This is a genomic window from Terrabacter sp. Root85 (assembly GCF_001429185.1).
GTDB lineage: Bacteria > Actinomycetota > Actinomycetes > Actinomycetales > Dermatophilaceae > Terrabacter.
In genome coordinates, this window is record NZ_LMIW01000008.1 from 404,724 (window position 1) to 425,244 (window position 20,521).

Below are 20,521 nucleotides of genomic sequence, written 5' to 3' on the forward strand. Positions count from 1 at the left end.
GTCAACACTCCTTTGTGGTGTTTCGTGAGGCGCGAACGCCCTCCCCGATTGTTGCTCACCGTTCACCCGTGCGTGGCCGAACACCCCGTCGTGTTGTCACAAGGACGTCACGATGTCTGGACGAGTTCGACCGCACCTGCCGATCCGGCAGGCTCACTGAACACGCGGGGCTACTCGCCGGTCAAGCCCGTGACCGGTTCCTGTCCGGTCAGGACGGGAAGTGGACAGGACACGGGCCAACGGGGCATCCCGGGCGGCCGATATCCTGCCGGGGTTCCGCACCCGCGCGCACGAGTCACGCCGCGCCGTGCACCCTGCACCACTCGAGGAGTCCCGGTGGCCCTGCACATGTCGTCCCTGTTCCTGCGCACCCTTCGCGAGGACCCGGCGGACGCAGAGGTCCCGAGCCACCGGCTGCTCGTCCGCGCCGGCTACGTGCGCCGGGTCAGCCCCGGTGTCTACACGTGGCTTCCCCTCGGCCTGCGCGTCCTGCGCAACGTCGAGAAGATCGTCCGCGAGGAGATGGACGCCATCGGCGCCCAGGAGCTGCTCTTCCCGGCGCTGCTGCCCAAGGAGCCCTTCGAGGCCACCGGTCGCTGGACCGAGTACGGCGACAACATCTTCCGACTCCAGGACCGCAAGGGCGCCGACCACCTCCTCGGCCCGACCCACGAGGAGATGTTCACCCTCACGGTCAAGGACCTCTACAGCTCCTACAAGGACCTGCCGCTCTCGATCTACCAGATCCAGACGAAGTACCGCGACGAGGCACGTCCGCGGGCCGGCGTGCTGCGCGGCCGCGAGTTCGTCATGAAGGACAGCTACTCCTTCGACGTCGACGTCGCCGGTCTCGACAAGAGCTACCAGCTGCACCGCGAGGCCTACGTCCGCATCTTCGACCGCCTCGGCTTCCACTACGTCATCGTCGAGGCGATGGCGGGCGCCATGGGTGGCAGCAAGAGCGAGGAGTTCCTCGCGACGGCCGAGGTCGGCGAGGACACCTACGTGCGGTGCACGAGCTGCGGGTATGCCGCCAACGTCGAGGCCGTGCGCGTGCCCACCCCCGACCCCGTCGGCTGGGACGGCGTGCCCGCCGCGCACGCCGAGGACACCCCCGACACCCCGACCATCGACACGCTCGTCGCACACCTCAACGAGCGCTTCCCGCGCGAGGACCGCCCGTGGGCCGCCGGCGACACGTTGAAGAACGTCGTCGTGACGCTCGTGCAGCCCGACGGCACCCGCGAGCCGCTCGCCATCGGCGTCCCCGGTGACCGCGAGGTCGACGAGAAGCGCCTCGGCGCGCAGGTCGAGCCGGCGGAGGTGGAGGCCTTCACCGAGGCCGACTTCGCGGCCAACCCGGCGCTCGTCAAGGGCTACATCGGTCCGGGTGCGCTCGGGCTCGAGGGCACGACCGGCATCCGCTACCTCCTCGACCCCCGGATCGCCGAGGGCAGCCGCTGGGTCACCGGCGCCAACGTCGCCGGCCAGCACGTCATCGACCTCGTCGCCGGTCGCGACTTTGCGGCCGACGGCACCATCGAGGCCGCCGAGGTCCGCGCCGGTGACGCCTGCCCGAACTGCGACCACACGCTCTCGACGGCCCGCGGCATCGAGATGGGCCACGTCTTCCAGCTCGGCACGAAGTACGCCGAGGCGCTCGACCTCAAGGTGCTCGACCAGAACGGCAAGCTCGTCACGGTCGTCATGGGCTCCTACGGCGTCGGTGTCTCGCGCGCCGTGGCGTGCGTCGTCGAGGGCAACCACGACGAGTCGGGGATCATCTGGCCGCGCGAGCTCGCACCCGCCGACGTCCACGTCGTCGTGGCCGGCAAGGACGAGGCCCTCTTCGTCAAGGCCGAGGAGATGGCCCGCGAGCTCGAGATCCAGGGCCTCACCGTCCTCGTCGACGACCGCAAGGGCGTCAGCCCCGGCGTGAAGTTCAAGGACTCCGAGCTCGGCGGCATCCCGACGATCCTCGTCATCGGCCGCGGCCTCGCCGACGGGACGGTCGAGATCAAGGACCGTCGCACGGGCGAGCGCCGGGAGGTCGCCGTCGACGACGCCGTCGCCGCCCTGACCGCCGAGGTCACCGCGGAGGTCGAGCGCTCGTGACGGCGGCCGTCCCGCCCGTGCGGGCCGTCCTCTTCGACTGGGGCGGCACCATCACGCCCTGGCACGAGGTGGACTTCCACGCGACGTGGGGGGCGTATGCCGCCGGGCTCGGTCACACGGGCGACGCGCACGCCGCGTTCGTCGCGGCCATCTGCGCCGCCGAGGACGCCGCGTGGCGCCGCGGGCGCAGCGGCGGCGGCAGCGCACGCCTGCACGAGCTGCTCGAGTCGGTCGGCGTCACAAACGGCCACCCGGGCGCCGAGGAGGCGCTCACGGCATACCGCGCCTTGTGGGAGCCGCACACGATCACGGCGCCGGAGATCCGCCCCCTGTGGGAAAGCCTGCGCGAGAAGGGGATCCGTGTCGGCGTGCTGTCCAACACGCTGTGGGACCGCGACTACCACCGGTCGCTCTTCGAGCGCGACGGCGTGCTCGACCTCGTCGACGTCGACGTCTACTCCAGCGAGACCCCGTGGGTGAAGCCGCAGCCCGAGATCTTCGCCCACGCCGCCCGTGCGGCCGGTGTCGAGCCCGCCGAGTGCGCCTACGTCGGTGACCGGTCCTACGAGGACGTGCACGGTCCGCAGCAGGTCGGCATGCGCGCCATCTGGGTGCCGCACTCGAGCATCCCGCTCGACCAGCAGGTCTCGCACGACGCGACGCCCGACGCCGTGGCGCACGAGATCACCGACGTGCTGACGATCGTCGAGTCCTGGAACGCCCGCGCCGACGGTGCGGACGCGTGAGCGACCCGACCCTCACGACCCTCGCGTTCCTCGCTGCCGCGGCGTTCGTCGCGGGCTGGATCGACGCCGTCGTCGGTGGCGGCGGCCTCGTGCAGCTGCCGGCGCTGCTCATCGGCCTCCCCGGCGCGTCGCCGGCGCAGCTGCTCGCGACGAACAAGTTCGGGTCGATCTTCGGCACGGCGACGAGCTCGGTCACCTTCTACCGTCGCGTGCGCCCCGACCTGCGCACGGCGCTGCCGATGGCGGCCGTCGCCTACGTCGGGTCGATCGGCGGGGCGCTCATCGGGCTGCACATCCCCAAGTCGGCCTTCAACCCGATCATCCTCGTGCTCCTCGTCCTCGTCGGCGCGTACACGCTCTTCAAGCCGGACCTCGGCTCGGAGTCGATCCGCCGCTACCACGGCGCCAAGCACACCGTGCTCGCGATGCTGACCGGCTTCAGCATCGGGGTCTACGACGGCGCGCTGGGTCCGGGCACCGGCAGCTTCCTCGTCTTCGCCCTCGTGGGCCTGCTCGGCTACAACTTCCTCGAGGCGAGCGCCAAGGCCAAGATCGCGAACTTCGCGACGAACCTCGGTGCGCTCACCGTCTTCCTGCCGATGGGTCTCGTGATCTTCAAGGTCGGGGTCGTCATCGCCGGGGCCAACCTGCTCGGCGGCTACGTCGGGGCGCGCACGGCCGTGGCGAAGGGGAGCGGCTTCGTGCGCGTCGTCTTCGTCCTCGTCGTCAGCGCCTTCATCGTCAAGATCGGCGGGAGCCTGCTCGGCTGGTGGCCCTGACGGGTCGGACCGGTCGAGTCGGACCGGTCGGGTCGGGTCTCAGGCCCGGTCACGACGAGGCGGCGGTAGGTGGGGACGAGCACCCGACGAGCCGGCTCGCGGTCGGAGCCGACGCCCCGGGCCTGAGTACGTCGGCTCTGCGCGGGTGGCATGCGCTCACCGTAAACTGCCCGCACGGCTCCGGAGGGGGCCACGACGCCGAGTCAGGGAGGGCCGCGTTCGCATGTCCAGTCGCCCGTCCAGCCGCATCGTCGGGGTCAGCGCGCACGTTGCCGAGCACGTCCTCACCATCGAGGAGGTCGAGGCCCGCGTCGTCGGCGCGAGCGACGGGTTCGTGCCTCCGACCGGGGTCCTCGGACGCCTCACCGGAGTGCGGCGCATCCACCACGCCGGTCCCGACACGCAGGCGTCCGACCTGGCCGCACAGGCGGCGCGCACGTCGCTGGCGTCGCTGGGCCTCGCCGTCGCCGACGTCGACCTCCTCGTCTTCGCCTCGGCGTCGCAGGACCTCGTCGAGCCCGCCACCGCGCACATCGTGGCCGACCTGCTCGGTGCCCGGTGCCCCGTCATGGACGTCAAGAACGCGTGCAACTCCTGGCTGAACGGCGTCCAGGTCGCCGAGGCCCTCATCGCCATGGGGCAGTACGAACGCGTCCTCGTCGTCACCGGTGAGATGCCGTCGCGCGCCGCGCGCTGGAGCGTGCGCGACGCCCGGCAGTTCGTCGAGTCGGTGCCCGGCTACACGATGAGTGACGCGGGGGCCGCAGCGCTCGTCGAGCGAGCCTCTCCCGGCGCGCGCGGAGAGATCCTGCACCGCTGGTTCACTGCAGAGTCGCGGCACTGGTCCGTGGGCCAACTCCCCGCCGGCGGCACCCGCCATCCCCGCGACGTCGACAAGGGCTACTTCGTCATGGACGGCGCGCGCCTGCGCCAGGCCTTCGACAGCGTCGACGTGGAGGAGATCCACCGAGCCCTCAAGGCCGACGGTCTCGGGGCCGAGGACTTCGCGGCGGTCGCCGTCCACCAGGTCGCGATGCCCTACCTCGACGTCTTCGCCGCACGCCTCGGCCTGCGTCGCGACCTCGTCGTCGAGACGCTGCCCGACCACGGCAACTGCGCCTCCGCCACCCTGCCCCTCCAGTGGCAGCAGATCGAGCGGCTCGATCTGGCCGGCCGGGGTGAGCCCGTCCTGCTCGTGGGCCTGGCCGGAGGCATCAGCGTGGGCACGATGGCGGTGCGGTGGTGAACGCTCCGGCGCCCCTGGGTGCCGGGGGAGTCCGCCTCTGGGTCATCGTGCCGGCCTTCAACGAGCAGGAGGGCATCGGGCGGACCATCGCCGCGATCGCAGCGCAGCGTGACCGCGACTTCACGCTCGTCGTCGTCGACAACGCCAGCACGGACGGGACCGCGGACGAGGTCGAAAGGGTCTGTGCGGCCTACGATCTCGGAGTCTCGATCGTCACCGAGCCGCGCAAGGGCACGGGCGCTGCCTCCGACACGGGTGTACGCCACGCCATCGCGCACGGAGCAACGCACGTGCTGCGCACCGACGCCGACACGTTGCCGGTCCGCGAGTGGACCGCCGTCGGTCGGCGTGCCTTCGCCGGCGGCGCCGACCTCGTGACCGGGCCGATGCGGGCACGCACCGACGAGGTGCGCCTGCAGCCGTGGGAGCGGGTCGTGCTGCCCGGGGTCATCGGCCTGTGCCAGACGTTCGGCCGCTTCCGTCCGAGCAACAGGTCTCCCGAGCTGCACGGTCCCTACCGGATGAGCCCCGGTTGCAACATCGGCATCAGCGCCGCGGCCTACGAGGCGAGCGGTGGCTTCCCGCGCACCGCCATCGAGGAGGTCCACGAGGACCGGGAGCTCGTCAACCGGGTGCGCCGGGTCAGCTCCCGGATCGAGTACCACCGTGGCCTCGTCGTGCACGCGTCGGTGCGACGCCTCCGGGCCTACGGCCTGCGCAACACCCTCCGGTGGTACCTCGACCACGGCCACCGCCCCGACGTCGTCGACGTCCGAGGCGTCGCGTGAGGGCGCTCGCGCGCACCGACCCGGGGAGCCGCTGGGAGTCACGGCTGATCCGCTCGGCACACCCCGTCGTGGCCCGCGTCGTCGACGCGGCCGTGTCGCGACGCGGAGTCGTACGCGTGCCCGGCGTCGGCGTGCTCGTGGCAGACCCGCGGTCGGCACGACGGGTGCTCACCGACACCGAGGCCTTCGCCAAGAACGGCCCGGGGTCGTCCGGAGCACTCTGGACCCCGGTGCTCGGCGACCGGGTGCTGCTCAACATGGAGGGCGACGACCACCGCGGCCTGAGGCACACCCTCGCCGACCTCTTCTCGCCCCGGGTCGTGCGCGAGGTCTGCGACGCGGCGGCCCGTCCCATCGTCGCGGGGGCCGCGGCGCGGCTGCGGGAGGGGGAGGAGGTCGACGTCGTCCGGCTCGCCCGTGAGGTGTCCGCTGCCGTGATCGGGGCGGTCGTCGGGCTCGACCCCGAGACCCCGCCGTCGGTGCTCCTCGAGGCCAGCGACGCCATCGAGTCGATGGTCACGTGGCGCACCCGCACCTTCGACGACGCTGCGGCACAGCGGGCGCGCGCGGCGCTCGCCGTGGTGCAGGACGCCGCCGAGTCCGCCCATGCTGCGGGCTCGTCGGACACGGTCATGGGTCGGCTGGCGCAGCAGGACGCATCGCTCGACGACGCGCGGTCCCTGGCCGCCGCGCTCTTCCTCACCGGCACGGGCACGGTCAGCAGTGCGTTGCCGCGGATCGTCGGCCAGCTGGCCGATGCGGGCCTGCTCGAGCCGCACGCGGCGAAGGGGTGCCGGCTCGACGACGTGGTCGCCGAGGGTCTGCGCATGACGACGCCGAGCCTCGCGACCGTGCGACGGGTCGTTCGCCCGACCGAGATCGACGGGGTCCGGCTTCGCGCCGACGAGCGCGTCGTCGTGCTCCTGTGGTGGGCGACGCGACGCGACGGGGGCTTCGAGCCGGGACGACCCGCCACGGGCGACCTGCGCCACCTGTGGTTCGGAGCCGGCTCGCACTTCTGCCTCGGCGCCCCCCTCGCGCTCGCCGAGCTGCAGGCCATGACCGGCATGCTCCTGGAGGTCGCGGGAGAGCGCGGGCTCGTCGTGACGTCGCGTCGGGCCGCCCGACGCGTTCTCGTGCCGAGATACGCCGAGCTCACGGTCCGCTGCCCGGACGCCAACCGTGCGAGGGCGAGGGCGAGGGCGAGGGCGAGCTCGGGGGCGGGCGCGACCGGCGCCAGGAGCGCGGGCCGAGCGGCATGACCGGCGGGGCCGACATCGTCACGGCGCTCCTCGCCCGGGCGGCCACCGAGCCGCAACGGGTGGCGATCCGGGACCACCGGGCCCGGTCGGTCGCCTACGGCGAGCTCGGCAGCGACGTCCGTGCCGTGGCGGCCCACCTCACCGCCCACGGGGTCGTCCCGGGTGACGGGGTGCTGCTCGCCGTCCGGCCCTCGCCGCGCGCCGTGGCGGCTGCGCTCGGTGTCGTGCTGGCCGGGGGTGTCGTCGTCGTGGCCGACCCCGGCGCGGGGCAGGCGCTGCTCGACGTGCGGCGTCGCGTCGTGCCCGTGCACGCGGCGGTCGCGGACACCCTCGTGCACGCCGCCGGTCACCGGCCGCTCTCGTCACTGCTCGCGCGGCTGCCGGCCACCTCGGGCCTGCAGCTGCCCGACCTGTCGGCGGCCGGGCTCGTCCACGTCGTCACCGGTCCACGGCTCCCCGGGGTGCCGCGCACCGCGACCCGGTGGGAACGCCTGCCGGCGCCGCTGTCGGCGCCCGTCGTCGGGGATCCCTCGCGCGAGGCACTCGTCGTCTTCACGTCGGGCTCGACCGCCGCGCCCCGGGCGGTCGTGCACACCCTCGCGTCGCTCTCGGCGGGGGTCGGCGCCGCCGTCTCGGCACTCGGCCTCGACACCGACGACACCATGCACACCGACCAGCTGATGATCGGCCTGCCGACCCTCGTGGCCGGTGCGGTCTGGTCGCTGCCGCCGGTCACGGCGTCACCGGACGCGTGGCTGCGTCAGGCGGCACGCGAGTCAGCGACCCACGCGTACGCCGTCCCGGCCAAGGTGCTCGCAGCGGCCACCCGAGGACTGCCACCGACCGTGCGGCACGTCGCCATGGGCGGGGCTCCCGTGCTGCCGGCCACGGTGCGACGTCTCGAGGTGCTGGCCCCCGGCGTGGATGTGCGCGCCGTCTACGGACTCACCGAAGCGCTGCCGGTCGCCGTCGCCACCGGGGCCGACGTGCTGGCGTCACCCTCCGGGCGCACGAGCCTCGGGCGGCCACTACCCGGCGTCGCGGTGCGCATCGACGAGCCGGGGCCCGACGGGGTGGGCGAGGTCGTCGTGCGGGCGGCGCAGGCGCGGCACCGTCTCGCGGGGGAGCCGCCGAGTCAGGAGGTGCGCACCGGCGACCTCGGCGAGCTGGCCGCCGACGGCACGCTCCTGCTCGCCGGTCGAGCCAAGAACATGATCATCCGCGGACAGGCCAACATCTACCCGGAGCTCGTCGAGCCGCTCCTCCTCGACCGGCTCGGCGACGTCGTCCGGGACTGCGCCCTCGTCGGGCTGCCCGACGCGGTCACGGGCGACGAGCACGTCATCCTCGCCGTCGTCCCGGTCGGCGAACTCGGCAGGGTCCGCCCGGCGACGGCGTCACGGGTGAGCCGTCTCGTCCACGGCGCCTGGGCGGCGCTCGCCGACGAGACCTGGCGACCCGACGACGTCGTCCTCGTCGACGCGCTGCCGCGGCGGGGCCGCTCCGGCGTGGTCGACCTCGATGCGCTGCGGGCCGTCGTCTCGCACGACCGGTCGGGGGCGGTCTGATGAGGGTCGCCGTGACCGGAGCCAGCGGCTTCGTCGGCGCCGCCGTCGTCGACCGGCTGCTCGAGCGTGGCCACGAGGTGCTCGCCCTGTCCCGGCGACCGGTTCGGGCGCGCCCCGGGCTCGTGCACCGTCCGTGGGACCTCACGACCGGTGTCCTGCCCGACCCGTCGCCCGTCGACGTCGTCGTCCATGCCGCCGCGCGCGTCGACGAGTGGGCACCCCGGGCCGTCCACGACGCCGTCACCGTGGGCGGCACGCGTGCGGTCCTCGCGACGTGGCCGCGGGCCCGGGTCGTCCTCGTCTCGTCGTGCAGCGTCTACCCCCTTCGGCCCCCCGCCGGCTCTGGGCACGTCTTCACCGAGGACGTGCCGGTGACGACGCACCACCTGTCCTCCTACTCGCGCGCCAAGGCCGACCAGGAGCGGCTCGTCCTCGGGCGCGCGGGCAGCGTCGTGCTGCGACCCCACGCCGTCCACGGTCCCGGCGACCCGACCCTGCTCCCGCGGCTCGAGCGCGCCCGACGCCGCGGCCGGCTGCTGTGCCCCGGCAGCGCTGACACGCTCGTCCACCTCACGGACGTGCGTCTGGTGGCAGATGCCGCCGTCGCCGCCAGCGAATCCGCTTGCGGCACAGCGGTGCTCAACGTCGCCGATGATCACGCTCTGCCGCTCGCCGTGGTCGCGGCCGGTGTCGCCAAGGCCAACGGATGGCCCGAGCGCCCACTTCTCACCGGAGCGGGCGTCGCCTGGGCCGCGGCGCTGGCCCTGGAGGCCACCGCCCGGCTGACCCGGGCGTCCACGCCTCCGCTGCTCACGGCATACGCCGTCTCGCACCTCGCGGTCACCCGCGTCTTCGACACGACCAGGCTGCGCGAGCAGCTCGGCGTCCTGCCCGCTGCGACAGACCTGTCCCGATGGCGCCACGAGCGCACGGGCCACGGGGACGGCGACTCATACGACTGACACCCCGGCGACACAGCGCACGCACAGGGTCCGCCACAAATGTGTGTGACATGACCTCACTCGCCCTCCCCGAGAGCCGCGACCTCTCGGTGCCGGCCGCGTCACGACGCCAGGCCCTTGCCCCGACGCCCCGCTGGTGGCGCGACGCCTCCGCCGTCTTCGCCTGGGGGGTCACGCTCTTCGTCGTGGCCCTCTGGGTCGCGGGCGGAGGGCTGATCGCTTTCGGCTCGCTCGGTGAGAGCCTCACCAACATCGGCCGCCTCGCCGGGCTCATCGCCTCGGTGCTGATGCTCCTGCAGGTGCTGCTCATGGCGCGCATCCCGCTCGTCGAGCAGGCCTGGGGACAGGACGAGCTCGCCCGCGTGCACCGGCTCGTCGGCTTCACCTCGTTCAACCTCATGATCGCCCACATCGCCCTCGTCACCGTCGGCTACAGCGCCGGCACCGACCTCGGCGTCGTCGCCACCTTCGTCGACCAGGTCCTGCACTCCCCGGGCATGCTGCTCGCCCTCGCCGGCACGATCGCGCTCGTCATGGTCGTCGTGACCTCCGTGAAGAAGGCTCGGGCCAGGCTGCGCTACGAGTCGTGGCACCTGCTGCACCTCTACGCCTACCTCGGGGCCGGCCTCGCACTGCCGCACCAGCTCTGGACGGGGGCGGACTTCAACGCGAACGTCACCGCGACGGTGTTCTGGTGGGGTCTGTACGCCTTCGCACTGGTCGCCGTCCTCGTCTACCGGGTGGGGCTGCCGCTCATCCGCTCGCGCCGCCACCGTCTGGTCGTCTCCGCGGTCGTCGCCGAGTCCCCGACCGTGACCTCGGTCGTCATGACGGGCCGCCGCCTCGACCGTCTGCCCGTCCGTGCCGGCCAGTTCTTCCAGTGGCGCTTCCTCGACGGCGCGGGCTGGACCCGGGGCAACCCCTACTCGCTGTCCGCCGCGCCCGACGGCCGCTCGCTCCGGATCACGGCCGAGGCCGTCGGTGGCTCGAGCGCACGCCTCGCGACCCTCCGCCCGGGCACCAAGGTCCTCGTCGAGGGTCCGTACGGCCGCCTGCACGCCGGGGTCCGCACGAGCGAGAAGGCCGTGCTCATCGGAGCCGGCATCGGCATCACGCCGCTGCGCGCCATCCTCGAGGAGCTGCCCGCGTCGCCGGACGGTGTCGTCGTCATCTATCGCGTCGGAAGCCAGTCCGACATCGTCCTCGGCGACGAGCTGCTCGACCTCGCCCGCGCCAAGGGCGGCCGCGTCGTCGCCGTCGTGGGCCACCGCAACCGCGAGCGCGACAGCTGGCTCCCCGTCGACTCACGTCACCTCAGCGACGTCGAGGCCCTGACCCGGATCGTCCCCGACATCGCCGAACGCGACGTCTACGTGTGCGGCAACCCCGCCTGGATGGACACGGTCATCACCGCCGCCCACGAAGCCGGCGTACCCCAGGACGCCGTCCACCACGAGCGCTTCGCCTACTGAGACCTCGCAGCCGTCGCACCGACTCCGTGACCTGCACCGACCCGAACCGAACCGAATCGAGCCCCCCAATGCGTCGCATCGTCCTCTGGGCCATGAGCACCCTGACCGTGCTCGTCCTCCTCTTCAGCTACAGCACGTCCCGCAGCTCGTCCGCCGTCGTGGCCGCCGAGACCCGGCCGGTGACGGCGAGCAGCAAGACGTCCGACAGCACCGGCTCCACGTCCGGGTCGTCGTCCGCGTCCTCGACCGACTCCTCCGGCCAGGAGCCGGCCGACGACACCGCCACCGACGACACGACCACCTCGGGCACGACCTCGTCCGGCTCGGGCTCGAGCTCGTCGGGCTCGTCCTCGGGCTCGTCCGGCTCGACGAGCACCTCGTCCGCGGCCAAGACGTATGCCGGTGACGCCGTCATGACCCGCTACGGCAACGTCCAGGTCCAGATCACCGTCAAGAGCGGCAAGATCACGGCCGCCGAGGTGCTCCAGGTCCCCTGGAACGACCGGCACGACCAGATGATCAACTCGGCCGCCGTCCCGGTCTACAACCAGGAGGCCGTCAGCGCCCAGTCGGCGCAGATCGACGTCGTGTCCGGTGCCACGTACACGTGGGACGGCTACACGCAGTCCCTGCAGTCCGCCATCGACCAGGCCAACCTCTGAGGCACTCTTGAGACAGGCGACCAAGGAGCGAACCATGAGCCGACCCGTCACCCGACCGCGCCAGCCCGGCGTCCCCGACCCCGCCCCGGCCCCGGCACGGCGCGCGTGGGTCGAGCAGATCATGGGCATGCCGATCTCCATCCACCTGCGGGGCGCCGACGTCGACGGTCTCGCCGCCCACGAGGCGGTGGCGTCGGCCTTCCGGATCCTGCGCGAGATGGACTCGATCTTCTCGACCTACCGCGAGGACTCCGACCTCATGCGACTTCGCCGCGAGGAGGTCCAGGTCTCGCAGTGCAGTCCCCTCGTGGAGGAGGCGCTGCGCATCGGGCAGGAGGCCGAGGTGCTCACCCGGGGGGCGTTCACGACCTTGCTGCCCACGGGCGACGGTGACCTCGCGTTCGACCCGACCGGCCTCGTCAAGGGGTGGGCCGTCGACCGTGCGTCCGTGCCCCTGTCCGGCCTGGAACGGATCTCCTTCTGCATCAACGCCGGTGGCGACATCCTGATCGGCGCCCACGCCGACATGCCCGCCGACGGACCCGAGTCCATCGCCTGGCGGATCGGCGTGGAGGACCCTCTCGACCGGCAGCGGATCGCGAACACCCTGACGCTGACGCGCGGGGCCGTGGCGACCTCGGGGACCGCCGCCCGGGGTGCCCACCTCTACGACCCCGCGTCCGGTGAGCTCGTCGGACGTCCCGGATCGGTGACGGTGACCGGACCGACCCTGCTCTGGGCCGACATCTGGGCCACGGCACTCTTCGTCGGCTCGGAGCGCACGAGCGAGGCCTTCGCCGCGAACGCGACGGACTACCTCTCGACGGCCCTCTGACCCGACCTGGCGCGCCCGGGCGCCGGCCGCTCGGCCGCCCGGCGGGATGCTCCGCAAGGACAAAAGGCGCACGGCTGCCCGAACCGGGAAGGCCTTGAGGCTTTCTTGCGGAAACCATGCGTGCCCCGGGGTTCGCACCTTGCAGTTGGCGCGGAAGAGTCGTCTTCATCAGCAGCAACGGTCGGGGGACCGGCTCGCTGACTCAGAGACCTTCGGGCGAGTGCCCGCCGATCCGGGGAGGAGAGCGCCATGACCATCAGCACCGACACTGACCCTGCAGTGACGGTGCGCGGTCGCGGCGCCCTCCCCGGTCGGCGGGCCCACTCGGAGCTTTCGGTGGGGGGAGTGGACCGGAGCGGGACGGGCCAGCCGGTGGGAGGCCGGCCCGTCCCGACCCGGGACATCGCCCGACGTCCGCGGCGCCCCGGGACGGCTCTGGCCCGGGACGCCTTCGGCGCCGGCCGTGGCCGCTGAGCAGGTCGTGAGCCCGGCCTGTCCCGGACTCACGGTCGACGAGCTCGACCCGAGGGCCCTGACCCGTCTCGCATCGGAGCTCGAGAGCGACGACCTCGCCCGCTCCATCGCCCAGACCTACCTGCGGATGCTCGATGCCCGGCTGGCCCGCGCCGCGTCCGCGCTCGACCGCCGCGACGAGGTCGCGGCGATGGACGTCCTGCTCAGCCTGCGCGTCTCGTCGGCCACCGTCGGACTCGTCCGGCTCGAGTCGGCCGTGCTCTGCGTCATCGACGCGGTCAGTCGCGGTGAGACCGAGCTGGCCCGCGAACGCGGGACGTCGATGCTCGGCGTGGCCCCGGGTGCGCGCGTCGCGCTGCGGTCGCACCTCGACCGCTCGGCACCGCCCGTCGTCGCCTGACCTCCGAACGCGTCGACACGTGCGGGCGGCCCAGCGGCCCCAGCCACAGCGCCGTCGGCGTCAGAACGCGTCGGGCTCCTCCATGCGGTAGCCGACGCCCCGCACGGTCCGGATCGGGGCACGCGTGCCGTCGGGGCCGAGACGGCTCAGCTTGCGGCGGAGGTTGCCCACGTGCACCTCGACGAGGTGCTCCTCGGACCAACCGGGGCCCCACAGGCTGTCGAGGAGGACGGCGCGCGACCACACGCGGCGCGGTGCGCTGATCAGGGTCGAGAGCAGGTCGAACTCGGTGCGGGTCAGGTCGACCTCGTGGTCGTCGACCGTGGCGACGCGGCCTTCCGGGTCGACGGCGATGCGGCCGTGACGCACGAGCTCGGGTGCCGGCTCGTCCGGTGTCGCGCCGTCGGCGGGCGGCCCGCCCGCCGAGACGGCCGAGACGGTGCCGGCCGGACCCGTCGCGTCGTCGGAGCCGTTGGGTCCGCCGGTGCGCGGCCGCCGGAACATCGCGTTGACGCGGGCCTGCAGCTCGCGAGGGCTGAACGGCTTGGTGAGGTAGTCGTCGGCGCCGATCTCGAGGCCCATGAGGCGGTCGATCTCGTCGGTGCGCGCGCTGATCATGACGACGTAGGCCTGGCTCACGTCGCGCACCCGGCGGCACACCTCGATCCCGTCGAGGTCGGGCAGGCCCAGGTCGAGGGTGACGAGGTCGGGGTCGGTCGCGACGACGAGCTCGAGGCCCGCCTGTCCCGAGGACGCCGCCGAGACCTCGAAGCCCTGCATGGTCAGGCTGTGCGTGATGAGCTCACGGATGTCGTCGTCGTCCTCGACGACGACCGCGGTGCGCGCTGAGCCCATCATGCGGTGATTGTTGCAGAATGCGGGGGTTTGGCCCGCCAGATGCGAATGTCGGGCGGTTCGTCGCCTCAGCCGACCACTCCACCGAGCCCCTCGCCAGCCACCGCACCGAGCTGCGCAGCCAGCTGCTCGGGGTCGGTCGTCGGCAGCTCGCAGACCATCCCGCGGCAGACGTAGGCCGCAGCGCGTCCGCCGACGAGCGGGCGGTCGGCCAGCAGCGGGACGCCGGGCGCGTCCGGCTCGCCGCGCACGACGACGAGTCCGGGGCTCGGGGACCGGCGCGCCACCACCTCGAGCGCGTCGGCGTCGCGACCGGACCCGACGACGGCGACCTGCAGCGGTCCGCTGACGAGGGACTCGGCGACCGCGAGCGACCACCCGCCGAACCGCGGCTCGCGGACGGCGAGCCCCATCCCCGCAGCGGTGGAGGTGGCGCCCGCCGCGAGGGCGGCCGGGTCACCGGTCACCGCGCCGAGGGTGACGAGCGCTCCCGCCAGAGCGGACTGCCCCGCCGGCTCGGCGTTGTCCGCGGCGCTGCGAGGGCGCAGGTAGAGCGGCTCGGCGTCCGAGGCGGTGTCGTGGAACCCGCCGTCGTCGGCCGCGAAGTCGCTCGCGGCGTCCAGGACCTGTCGGGCGGCCTCCAGCCAGCGTGGCTCACCCGACACCTGGTGCAGCACGAGCAGGCCGTCCGCGAGGTTGCCGTGGTCGTCCGCGACGGCACGAGCCGTCCCGACGGTGCCGACTCGTGACGCACGCCGCAGCTCCCCGTCGACGACGTGGACGTCGAGGACGTGCGCGGCGCACCGGGTCGCGGCGGCCACCCAGTCCGGCCGCTCGAGCGCGGCGCCGGCATCCGCGAGCGCGGCGATCGCGAGCCCGTTCCACGACGTCACGACCTTGTCGTCACGACCGGGCTGAGGTCGCCCGGCGCGGGCTGCCAGCAGTCGTGCTCTCACGTCGTCGAACCAGTCGCGGTCACCCGGCTCTGACGGCAGCTGCAACGTCGAGGCGCCGTGCTCGAACGTGCCCTCGGTCGTCACGCCGAGCAGCTCGGCCGCGACGGGGCCGTCGTCGTCCCCGAGGACCTCTCGCAGCTGCTCCGGTGTCCACGCGTACGTCAGCCCCTCGACGCCGGCAGCGTCGGCGTCGAGCGACGACGCGAAACCTCCCGTCTCGGTGCCGAGGTCGCGCACGACGAAGTCGGCCGTCTCACGGACGATGCGCTCTGCCAGCGGGTCGCGGGTCACCTTCCACCACGTCGTGTAGGCGCGCAGCAGCAGGGCGTTGTCGTAGAGCATCTTCTCGAAGTGCGGCACGACCCAGCCGGCGTCGACGGCGTAGCGCGCGAAGCCACCGGCGAGCTGGTCGTAGAGGCCGCTGCGCGCCATCGCCTCGAGCGTGCGGGACGCCATCGCGAGGGCGTCCCGGTCCCCGGTCCGGGCGTGGTGGCGCAGCAGGAACTCGAGCACCATCGACGGCGGGAACTTCGGTGCGCCGCCGAAACCGCCTGCCACGTGGTCGAACTGGCGGGCCAGCAGCCCGACCGCGGACGACAGCGCTGCCGGCTCGACGGCATACGGCGTCGGCGGCTGGAGGGCCTCGGCGAGGCTGGTGGCGATGTGCGAGCCCGACGCGCGCACCTCGTCCTCGCGGGTGCGCCAGGCCTCGTCGAGGGCCGCCAGGACGCGGAGGAAGTGGTCGCGCGGGAAGTAGGTGCCGCAGAAGAACGGCTCGCCCTCGGGGGTGAGGAAGACCGTCATCGGCCAGCCACCGTGGCCGGTCGTCGCCGTGACCGCCGACATGTAGACGGCGTCGATGTCGGGTCGCTCCTCGCGGTCGACCTTGACCGGGACGAAGCGGGCGTTGAGCGCGGCGGCGACGGCCTCGTCCTCGAACGACTCGTGGGCCATGACGTGGCACCAGTGGCAGGCCGCGTAGCCGACCGACAGGAGCACCGGGACGTTCCGCTCGCGCGCCTCGGCGAACGCGGCCTCGCCCCACTCCTGCCAGTGCACCGGGTTGTCGCGGTGCTGGAGCAGGTAGGGGCTCGTCGCTCGGTCGAGGCGGTTGGGCATGGCTCCACTCTCGCGCACGCCGGGCGCCGGCCGGGGACTGGTGCGTCACACACCCGGCCCACGCATACCCCCCGGGGTTAGTGTCGAGGCATGGCCAGAGGCTGGAGCATCCGTCGCTCGTGGACGGGCGGGGCTGCGTTCGCAGCTGCCGCCCTGGTGCTCACGGGCTGTTCGGCAGCGCCCGCGGCGACGAACCCGATGGGCGGCGCCATGGGTGGCGTGCGCGCCGGGTCGAGCAGCGGCGTCCCGATGGCGGCGCCGCTGGCGTGTGCGGCCCCGACCGACCTTCCCGGGTCGCGGGTGACCGTCAGCCTCGTCGACATGGGCATGTCGCGGATGATGGGCGGCGTCGCCCCGATGGGGGCCCGGATGCTGCTCGTCGCGCGGCCCGCGACCGTCCACTCCGGACCGGTGAGCGTCGTCGTGGAGAACTCCGGGTGGCGCACCCACGAGCTCGTCGTCCTGCCGCTCGTCGCCGACGCCGTCGCCGGACAGCGCGTGCCGGGCCGGGACGGCACGGTCGACGAGTCGGGCAGCCTCGGGGAGGCTTCGGCGTCCTGCGCCGCGGGCCACGGTGACGGCATCGTCTCCGGCGCCGTCGGCTGGGTGACGGTGACCCTGGCGCCGGGCCACTACGAGCTCGTCTGCAACCTCGAGAACCACTACGCCGACGGGATGCGCCAGGGGCTCGTCGTCACCGGCTGAGGCCGGGGGCGACCGGCCGGGCCGTCAGGCGGCGACGGCCTCGCGCGGCGCGACGAGGCGCTCCCAGCGGATCCGACGCGCACGCCACGTGAAGATGGCGAGCTTGGCGAGCTCCTCGAGGATGCGGGCCACGAAGATGCCGACGTAGCCGAGCGGCGTGTGCAGGCCGAGGAGGACGGCGAGCGGCAGCCCGATCAGGAAGGCACCGGCGACGTCGCCCATGATGACCCCGCGCACGTCGTTGGCGCTGGGCAGCACGCCCGCTCCGACGATCATGTTGCGCACCTTGACCACCTGGAACGCCGCGTTGATGAGGATGCCGACGCCGGCCATGGTGCGCACGTCTCGACCGGCCTCCCCGAAGAGGACGTCGAGCAGCAGCACCGAGGCGGCGAAGAGGACCCCGAAGACGGCGGCGGTCCCGACGCCCGCGCGGGTCAGCCGCCGCACCCAGGCCATCGCGTCGTGGACGTCCCCGCGACCGACGGAGCGGCCCACGAGGGTGGTCGTGGCGCTCATCAGCCCGATGCTGCCGACGACGAAGACGCCCTCCAGCGTCGTGACGATCTGCGCGGCGGCCAGCGCCTCGTCGCCGAGCTGCTGGAACACGACGTTGTAGAGGAAGGTCCCGACGGTCCAGAAGAGCTCGGTGACGCCGAGGGGGAGCGCGAGGACGAAGAGGGGCACGATGACGGCACGCCACTGCCGGACGCTGTCGGGCAGGCTCCAGCCGACGACGGCGCGCCGGCCGTAGGCCATCCACAGCAGGATGAGCGTCTTGACGACGGCGGTCACGAGCGTGGCCCAGCCGGCGCCGGCGACGCCGAGCGAGGGCAGCGGGCCGAGCCCGACGACGAGGGAGTACGCGATTGCCGAGTTCGCGAAGACGGTGACCATCGTCGCGATCATCGGGCTCGTCGGTCGGCCGGCCGAGCGGAGGACACCCGAGAGGATCGCGCTGAGCATGACCGGCAGCGTCGCGAGGACGGTGAGGCGGAAGTAGTCGGTGCCCGCCGCCGCCACCGACGGGGAGGCCCCGACGAGCGACATGAGGTGGTCGGCGAAGAACCACGGCACGAGCGAGACGACGACGCCGAGCCCGACGGCGACGAGAAGCGCCGCCGTGACCGTGTGGTCGAGGGCGTCCCGGCGACCGGCGCCGTGCGCCCGCGCCACGAGGATGCTCACCGACGTGCCGAGACAGCCGAGCGTCACCGCGAGGATGAAGGTGAGGCTGTTGGAGAAGCCCACCGCGGCGATCGCCGTGGCCCCGAGGCTCCCGACGACGATCTGGTTGACGAAGTTGAGCACGAGCATGAGGACGAACTCCATGCTCACCGGCACGGCGATGCGCGCGATCTCGCGAGCAGGGGTCGGCGTGGCCGAGCGCTGGTCGCGGGAGGTGGGCATGGCAAGGCGAGGCATGCGAGTGCCTTTCGACAACGAAGGTGGGGGAGCGCGACAAGGTTAAGGCTTCAAGCACCCCGGAGTCGAAACGATTTGATCGACGACGTCGAGCGCGTGTCGTCGACGGTGCTGAGGCTGTCACGAGCGTGTCGAGTCAGCGCTCGAGAGCCCGCCGGCTCAGTCGTTCATCGCCTTGATGATCGTCACCGCGAGGCTGATCCGGTCGTGTGCCCAGGCGTCGTCGGCGGGGCCCTTCGCCAGCGCCTCGGCGGCGTCGAGGGCGTTGTCGGCCTCCCGGACGATCGTCCACGCACGGGCCCGCCCCTCGTCGAGGCCGGCGCGCTCGCAGATGATCTCGAGCCGCCGGCGCAGCGACCACCGGACCTCGGACCCGGTCCCGAGCTCGTCGGCCCGGTTCCACAGGGCGGGGGCCACCTCGAACGCCGGGTCGCCGGCCATCGGCTTGGGGTCGATGGCGAGCCACGGGGAGCGGTAGGCGGCGAGCACGTTGGTGTAGTGCAGGTCGGTGTGCAGCAGCCGGTCCTCGGCGGGGGCCCGCTCGACGAGCTCGCGGGCCAGCGTCGACGCCTGGTCGAGGTAGCGCCGCGGCAGCACCGCGGGTGCGGCCGCCAGCTCCTCGGCCTGACGGAGGGCGTATGCCGTGAGGCTGGGCACGCGCGGGTGCGGGGGCCGTCGCAGCACCCGGAGCAGGTCGCCGATGACGCCGCACGCCTCGTCGATGTCGACGCGGGTCAGGTCGCGGGTGTGCAGCCGCTCGAGGAGCAGGGCGAAGCGCGCGGGGTCGGCCCGCACGAGGCGCGCCGCACCGTGCCCGTTCCACGTCTGGAGCGCGAGGTGCTCGGTCGCGGCCTCAGGGTGCGGCCAGGTGATCTTGAGGATGCCCTCGCCGCTCACCCCGACGACGTCGCGGCCCGAGCCCAGCAGGCGCACCGGGATGGCCACCGCGCACACGCCGTTGGTGGCTCGCCCGATGGGCTCGAGCTCCCAGTCGGCGAGCAGGTCGGTGATGAGCCCCGGCAGTGCGTCGATCCAGTCCTCGCCGGAGACGTAGCCGTCGGGCTCGTAGCCGCTCACCTCGTGGGCGAACAGGGCGGGGATGAGGTCGTACATCGGGTCGTAGCTCACGCGGTGGCTCCCGGGAAGGCGGTCAGGGGCACGTCCCAGTCGACGGCGAGTGCCTGGAGGTCGGCGCTCCAGCGCGCGACGTCCTCGAGGGAGGCGGCGCTCGGGCTCGGGCCGGCCACCTCGGTGCCGGCGTCCACGGCGGACGACAGGGTCTCGGTCGCGAGGCGTCCGGCCGCCTCGGGTGTCGTGACGGGGTAGGGCAGCGCCCACCCGGCAGGCGTCGTCGAGCTCGCGCCGGACACGGCGATGTCGAGGCGCACCAGGGCGGCGAGCGTGTCCTCGGCCCGCGACCGCTGGTCGCCAGAGCTCTGGGCCGCGACGACCTCGAAGGCGTACACGAGGGGGGAGGTCCGGGACACGATCTCGGGTCGCACGGGGCTGGGCGGCGACGTGGCGACGTCCCGTCCGAGGAGCACCGCGCCGGCGAGGCGTTGTCCGTAGGCGGCCGCGAGCAGCTCGCGGGTGTCGACGGTCGCCGTCGTGAGCGCGGACCAGTCCTCGGGCCCGAGCGAGTCGAGCAGGGCGGCGAGCTCCCGGCGGGTGCGGACGGGCCGCTGGCTCGTCGCCGGGGCGGCCGAGGGTGTGGGGGTGCCCGTGGAGCCGGGCCGCGACGACGGCGCCGGCCCGGCGGCCACGGCGGCGTCGATCACGGCCGTCGGCACGCCGGCGTTCGTGAGCCGGCCGCGCAGGACGCGCAGCTGCTCCCGGTTGACGGTGCGGAGCCGACGGACCAGGCCGCCACCCTCGTCGCCCGCGAGGACCGACGTCTCGGCCGCCACGATGTGTTCGAGGTCGGCCACGGCCGAGAGCAGGAGGGCCTCGTCCGGGGCCGGACGGCGGGTGGGCACCGGCGGGGGAGGCGGCGGCACGTCGAGGCGCAGGCCGCGGTCGACGAGCAGCGCGAGGGCGGCGGCACCGCCGCCGAGCACGAGAAGGCGGCGCGGGGGACGGCCGAGACCGTCCATCACCCGTGACCCGAGCCCACGGGTGTCGCCGTCCATGCCGAGATCTTCGCACGCGGGCG

The 20,521-nt window shown here is 73.3% G+C and carries 18 protein-coding genes; 13 read left to right on the forward strand and 5 right to left on the reverse strand.

Going from position 1 to position 20,521, the window contains the following annotated elements; genetic code table 11:
* Positions 1–336 precede the first annotated feature (336 nt).
* From ASE25_RS08430 to ASE25_RS08485, 12 genes are all read left to right on the forward strand, one after another.
* Positions 337–2,115, forward strand: coding sequence for a proline--tRNA ligase (locus tag ASE25_RS08430; protein WP_056824700.1), 1,779 nt, complete (start codon positions 337–339; stop codon positions 2,113–2,115).
* On the forward strand, positions 2,112–2,861 hold the full coding sequence (locus ASE25_RS08435; protein WP_056824703.1) for an HAD family hydrolase: 750 nt from the start codon (positions 2,112–2,114) through the stop codon (positions 2,859–2,861). The genes ASE25_RS08430 and ASE25_RS08435 overlap by 4 nt, the downstream gene beginning before the upstream one ends.
* Positions 2,858–3,640 (forward strand): TSUP family transporter, encoded by a 783-nt coding sequence (locus ASE25_RS08440; RefSeq protein ID WP_056769918.1) that lies wholly within the window; start codon positions 2,858–2,860, stop codon positions 3,638–3,640. The genes ASE25_RS08435 and ASE25_RS08440 overlap by 4 nt, the downstream gene beginning before the upstream one ends.
* Before the next feature lie 223 nt (positions 3,641–3,863).
* A complete protein-coding gene (locus tag ASE25_RS08445; protein ID WP_056824706.1) occupies positions 3,864–4,886 on the forward strand; it encodes a 3-oxoacyl-ACP synthase III family protein in 1,023 nt (340 codons plus the stop codon).
* A complete protein-coding gene (locus ASE25_RS08450) occupies positions 4,883–5,674 on the forward strand; it encodes a glycosyltransferase (RefSeq protein WP_056772402.1) in 792 nt (263 codons plus the stop codon). The genes ASE25_RS08445 and ASE25_RS08450 overlap by 4 nt, the downstream gene beginning before the upstream one ends.
* A complete protein-coding gene (locus tag ASE25_RS08455) occupies positions 5,671–6,936 on the forward strand; it encodes a cytochrome P450 (RefSeq protein WP_056824710.1) in 1,266 nt (421 codons plus the stop codon). The genes ASE25_RS08450 and ASE25_RS08455 overlap by 4 nt, the downstream gene beginning before the upstream one ends.
* Positions 6,933–8,504: a class I adenylate-forming enzyme family protein gene (locus ASE25_RS08460; RefSeq protein ID WP_056824714.1), complete on the forward strand. Its 1,572-nt coding sequence runs from the start codon at positions 6,933–6,935 to the stop codon at positions 8,502–8,504. The genes ASE25_RS08455 and ASE25_RS08460 overlap by 4 nt, the downstream gene beginning before the upstream one ends.
* Before the next feature lie 11 nt (positions 8,505–8,515).
* Positions 8,516–9,466, forward strand: a complete 951-nt coding sequence (locus ASE25_RS08465; RefSeq protein ID WP_162260595.1) for an NAD(P)-dependent oxidoreductase — start codon at positions 8,516–8,518, stop codon at positions 9,464–9,466.
* 50 nt (positions 9,467–9,516) lie between these two features.
* Positions 9,517–10,938, forward strand: a complete 1,422-nt coding sequence (locus tag ASE25_RS08470; RefSeq protein ID WP_082622764.1) for a ferric reductase-like transmembrane domain-containing protein — start codon at positions 9,517–9,519, stop codon at positions 10,936–10,938.
* Positions 10,939–11,006: 68 nt separating this feature from the next.
* Entirely contained in the window at positions 11,007–11,600 is a 594-nt protein-coding gene (locus tag ASE25_RS08475; RefSeq protein ID WP_056769900.1) for an FMN-binding protein, read from the forward strand.
* Between the two features lie 34 nt (positions 11,601–11,634).
* A complete protein-coding gene (locus tag ASE25_RS08480) occupies positions 11,635–12,435 on the forward strand; it encodes an FAD:protein FMN transferase (RefSeq protein ID WP_056769896.1) in 801 nt (266 codons plus the stop codon).
* A 463-nt stretch (positions 12,436–12,898) separates the two neighbouring features.
* On the forward strand, positions 12,899–13,309 hold the full coding sequence (locus tag ASE25_RS08485) for a hypothetical protein (RefSeq protein WP_056769892.1): 411 nt from the start codon (positions 12,899–12,901) through the stop codon (positions 13,307–13,309).
* 60 nt (positions 13,310–13,369) lie between these two features.
* Here ASE25_RS08485 and ASE25_RS08490 read toward each other — a convergent pair whose 3' ends face one another.
* Positions 13,370–14,167, reverse strand: a complete 798-nt coding sequence (locus ASE25_RS08490; protein ID WP_056769890.1) for a response regulator transcription factor — start codon at positions 14,165–14,167, stop codon at positions 13,370–13,372.
* Between the two features lie 65 nt (positions 14,168–14,232).
* Positions 14,233–16,239, reverse strand: a complete 2,007-nt coding sequence (locus ASE25_RS08495) for a thioredoxin domain-containing protein (RefSeq protein ID WP_056824720.1) — start codon at positions 16,237–16,239, stop codon at positions 14,233–14,235.
* A gap of 90 nt (positions 16,240–16,329) precedes the next feature.
* On the opposite strand from ASE25_RS08495, the gene ASE25_RS08500 reads away from it, so the two are divergent.
* Positions 16,330–16,944 (forward strand): hypothetical protein, encoded by a 615-nt coding sequence (locus ASE25_RS08500; RefSeq protein ID WP_156415350.1) that lies wholly within the window; start codon positions 16,330–16,332, stop codon positions 16,942–16,944.
* Positions 16,945–16,968: 24 nt separating this feature from the next.
* Here the strand turns inward: ASE25_RS08500 and ASE25_RS08505 are convergent, their stop codons facing one another.
* The 3 genes from ASE25_RS08505 to ASE25_RS08515 all read right to left on the reverse strand — a co-directional run bounded on the left by ASE25_RS08505 (position 16,969) and on the right by ASE25_RS08515 (position 20,498).
* The gene (locus ASE25_RS08505) at positions 16,969–18,369 is read right to left on the reverse strand and encodes an MATE family efflux transporter (protein ID WP_235508606.1); all 1,401 of its coding nucleotides are present in this window, start codon (positions 18,367–18,369) and stop codon (positions 16,969–16,971) included.
* A gap of 159 nt (positions 18,370–18,528) precedes the next feature.
* Positions 18,529–19,497, reverse strand: a complete 969-nt coding sequence (locus ASE25_RS08510) for an aminoglycoside phosphotransferase family protein (RefSeq protein WP_082619314.1) — start codon at positions 19,495–19,497, stop codon at positions 18,529–18,531.
* A complete protein-coding gene (locus ASE25_RS08515) occupies positions 19,494–20,498 on the reverse strand; it encodes a hypothetical protein (protein ID WP_056824723.1) in 1,005 nt (334 codons plus the stop codon). Before ASE25_RS08515 ends, ASE25_RS08510 begins: the two co-directional genes overlap by 4 nt.
* Positions 20,499–20,521 lie beyond the last annotated feature (23 nt).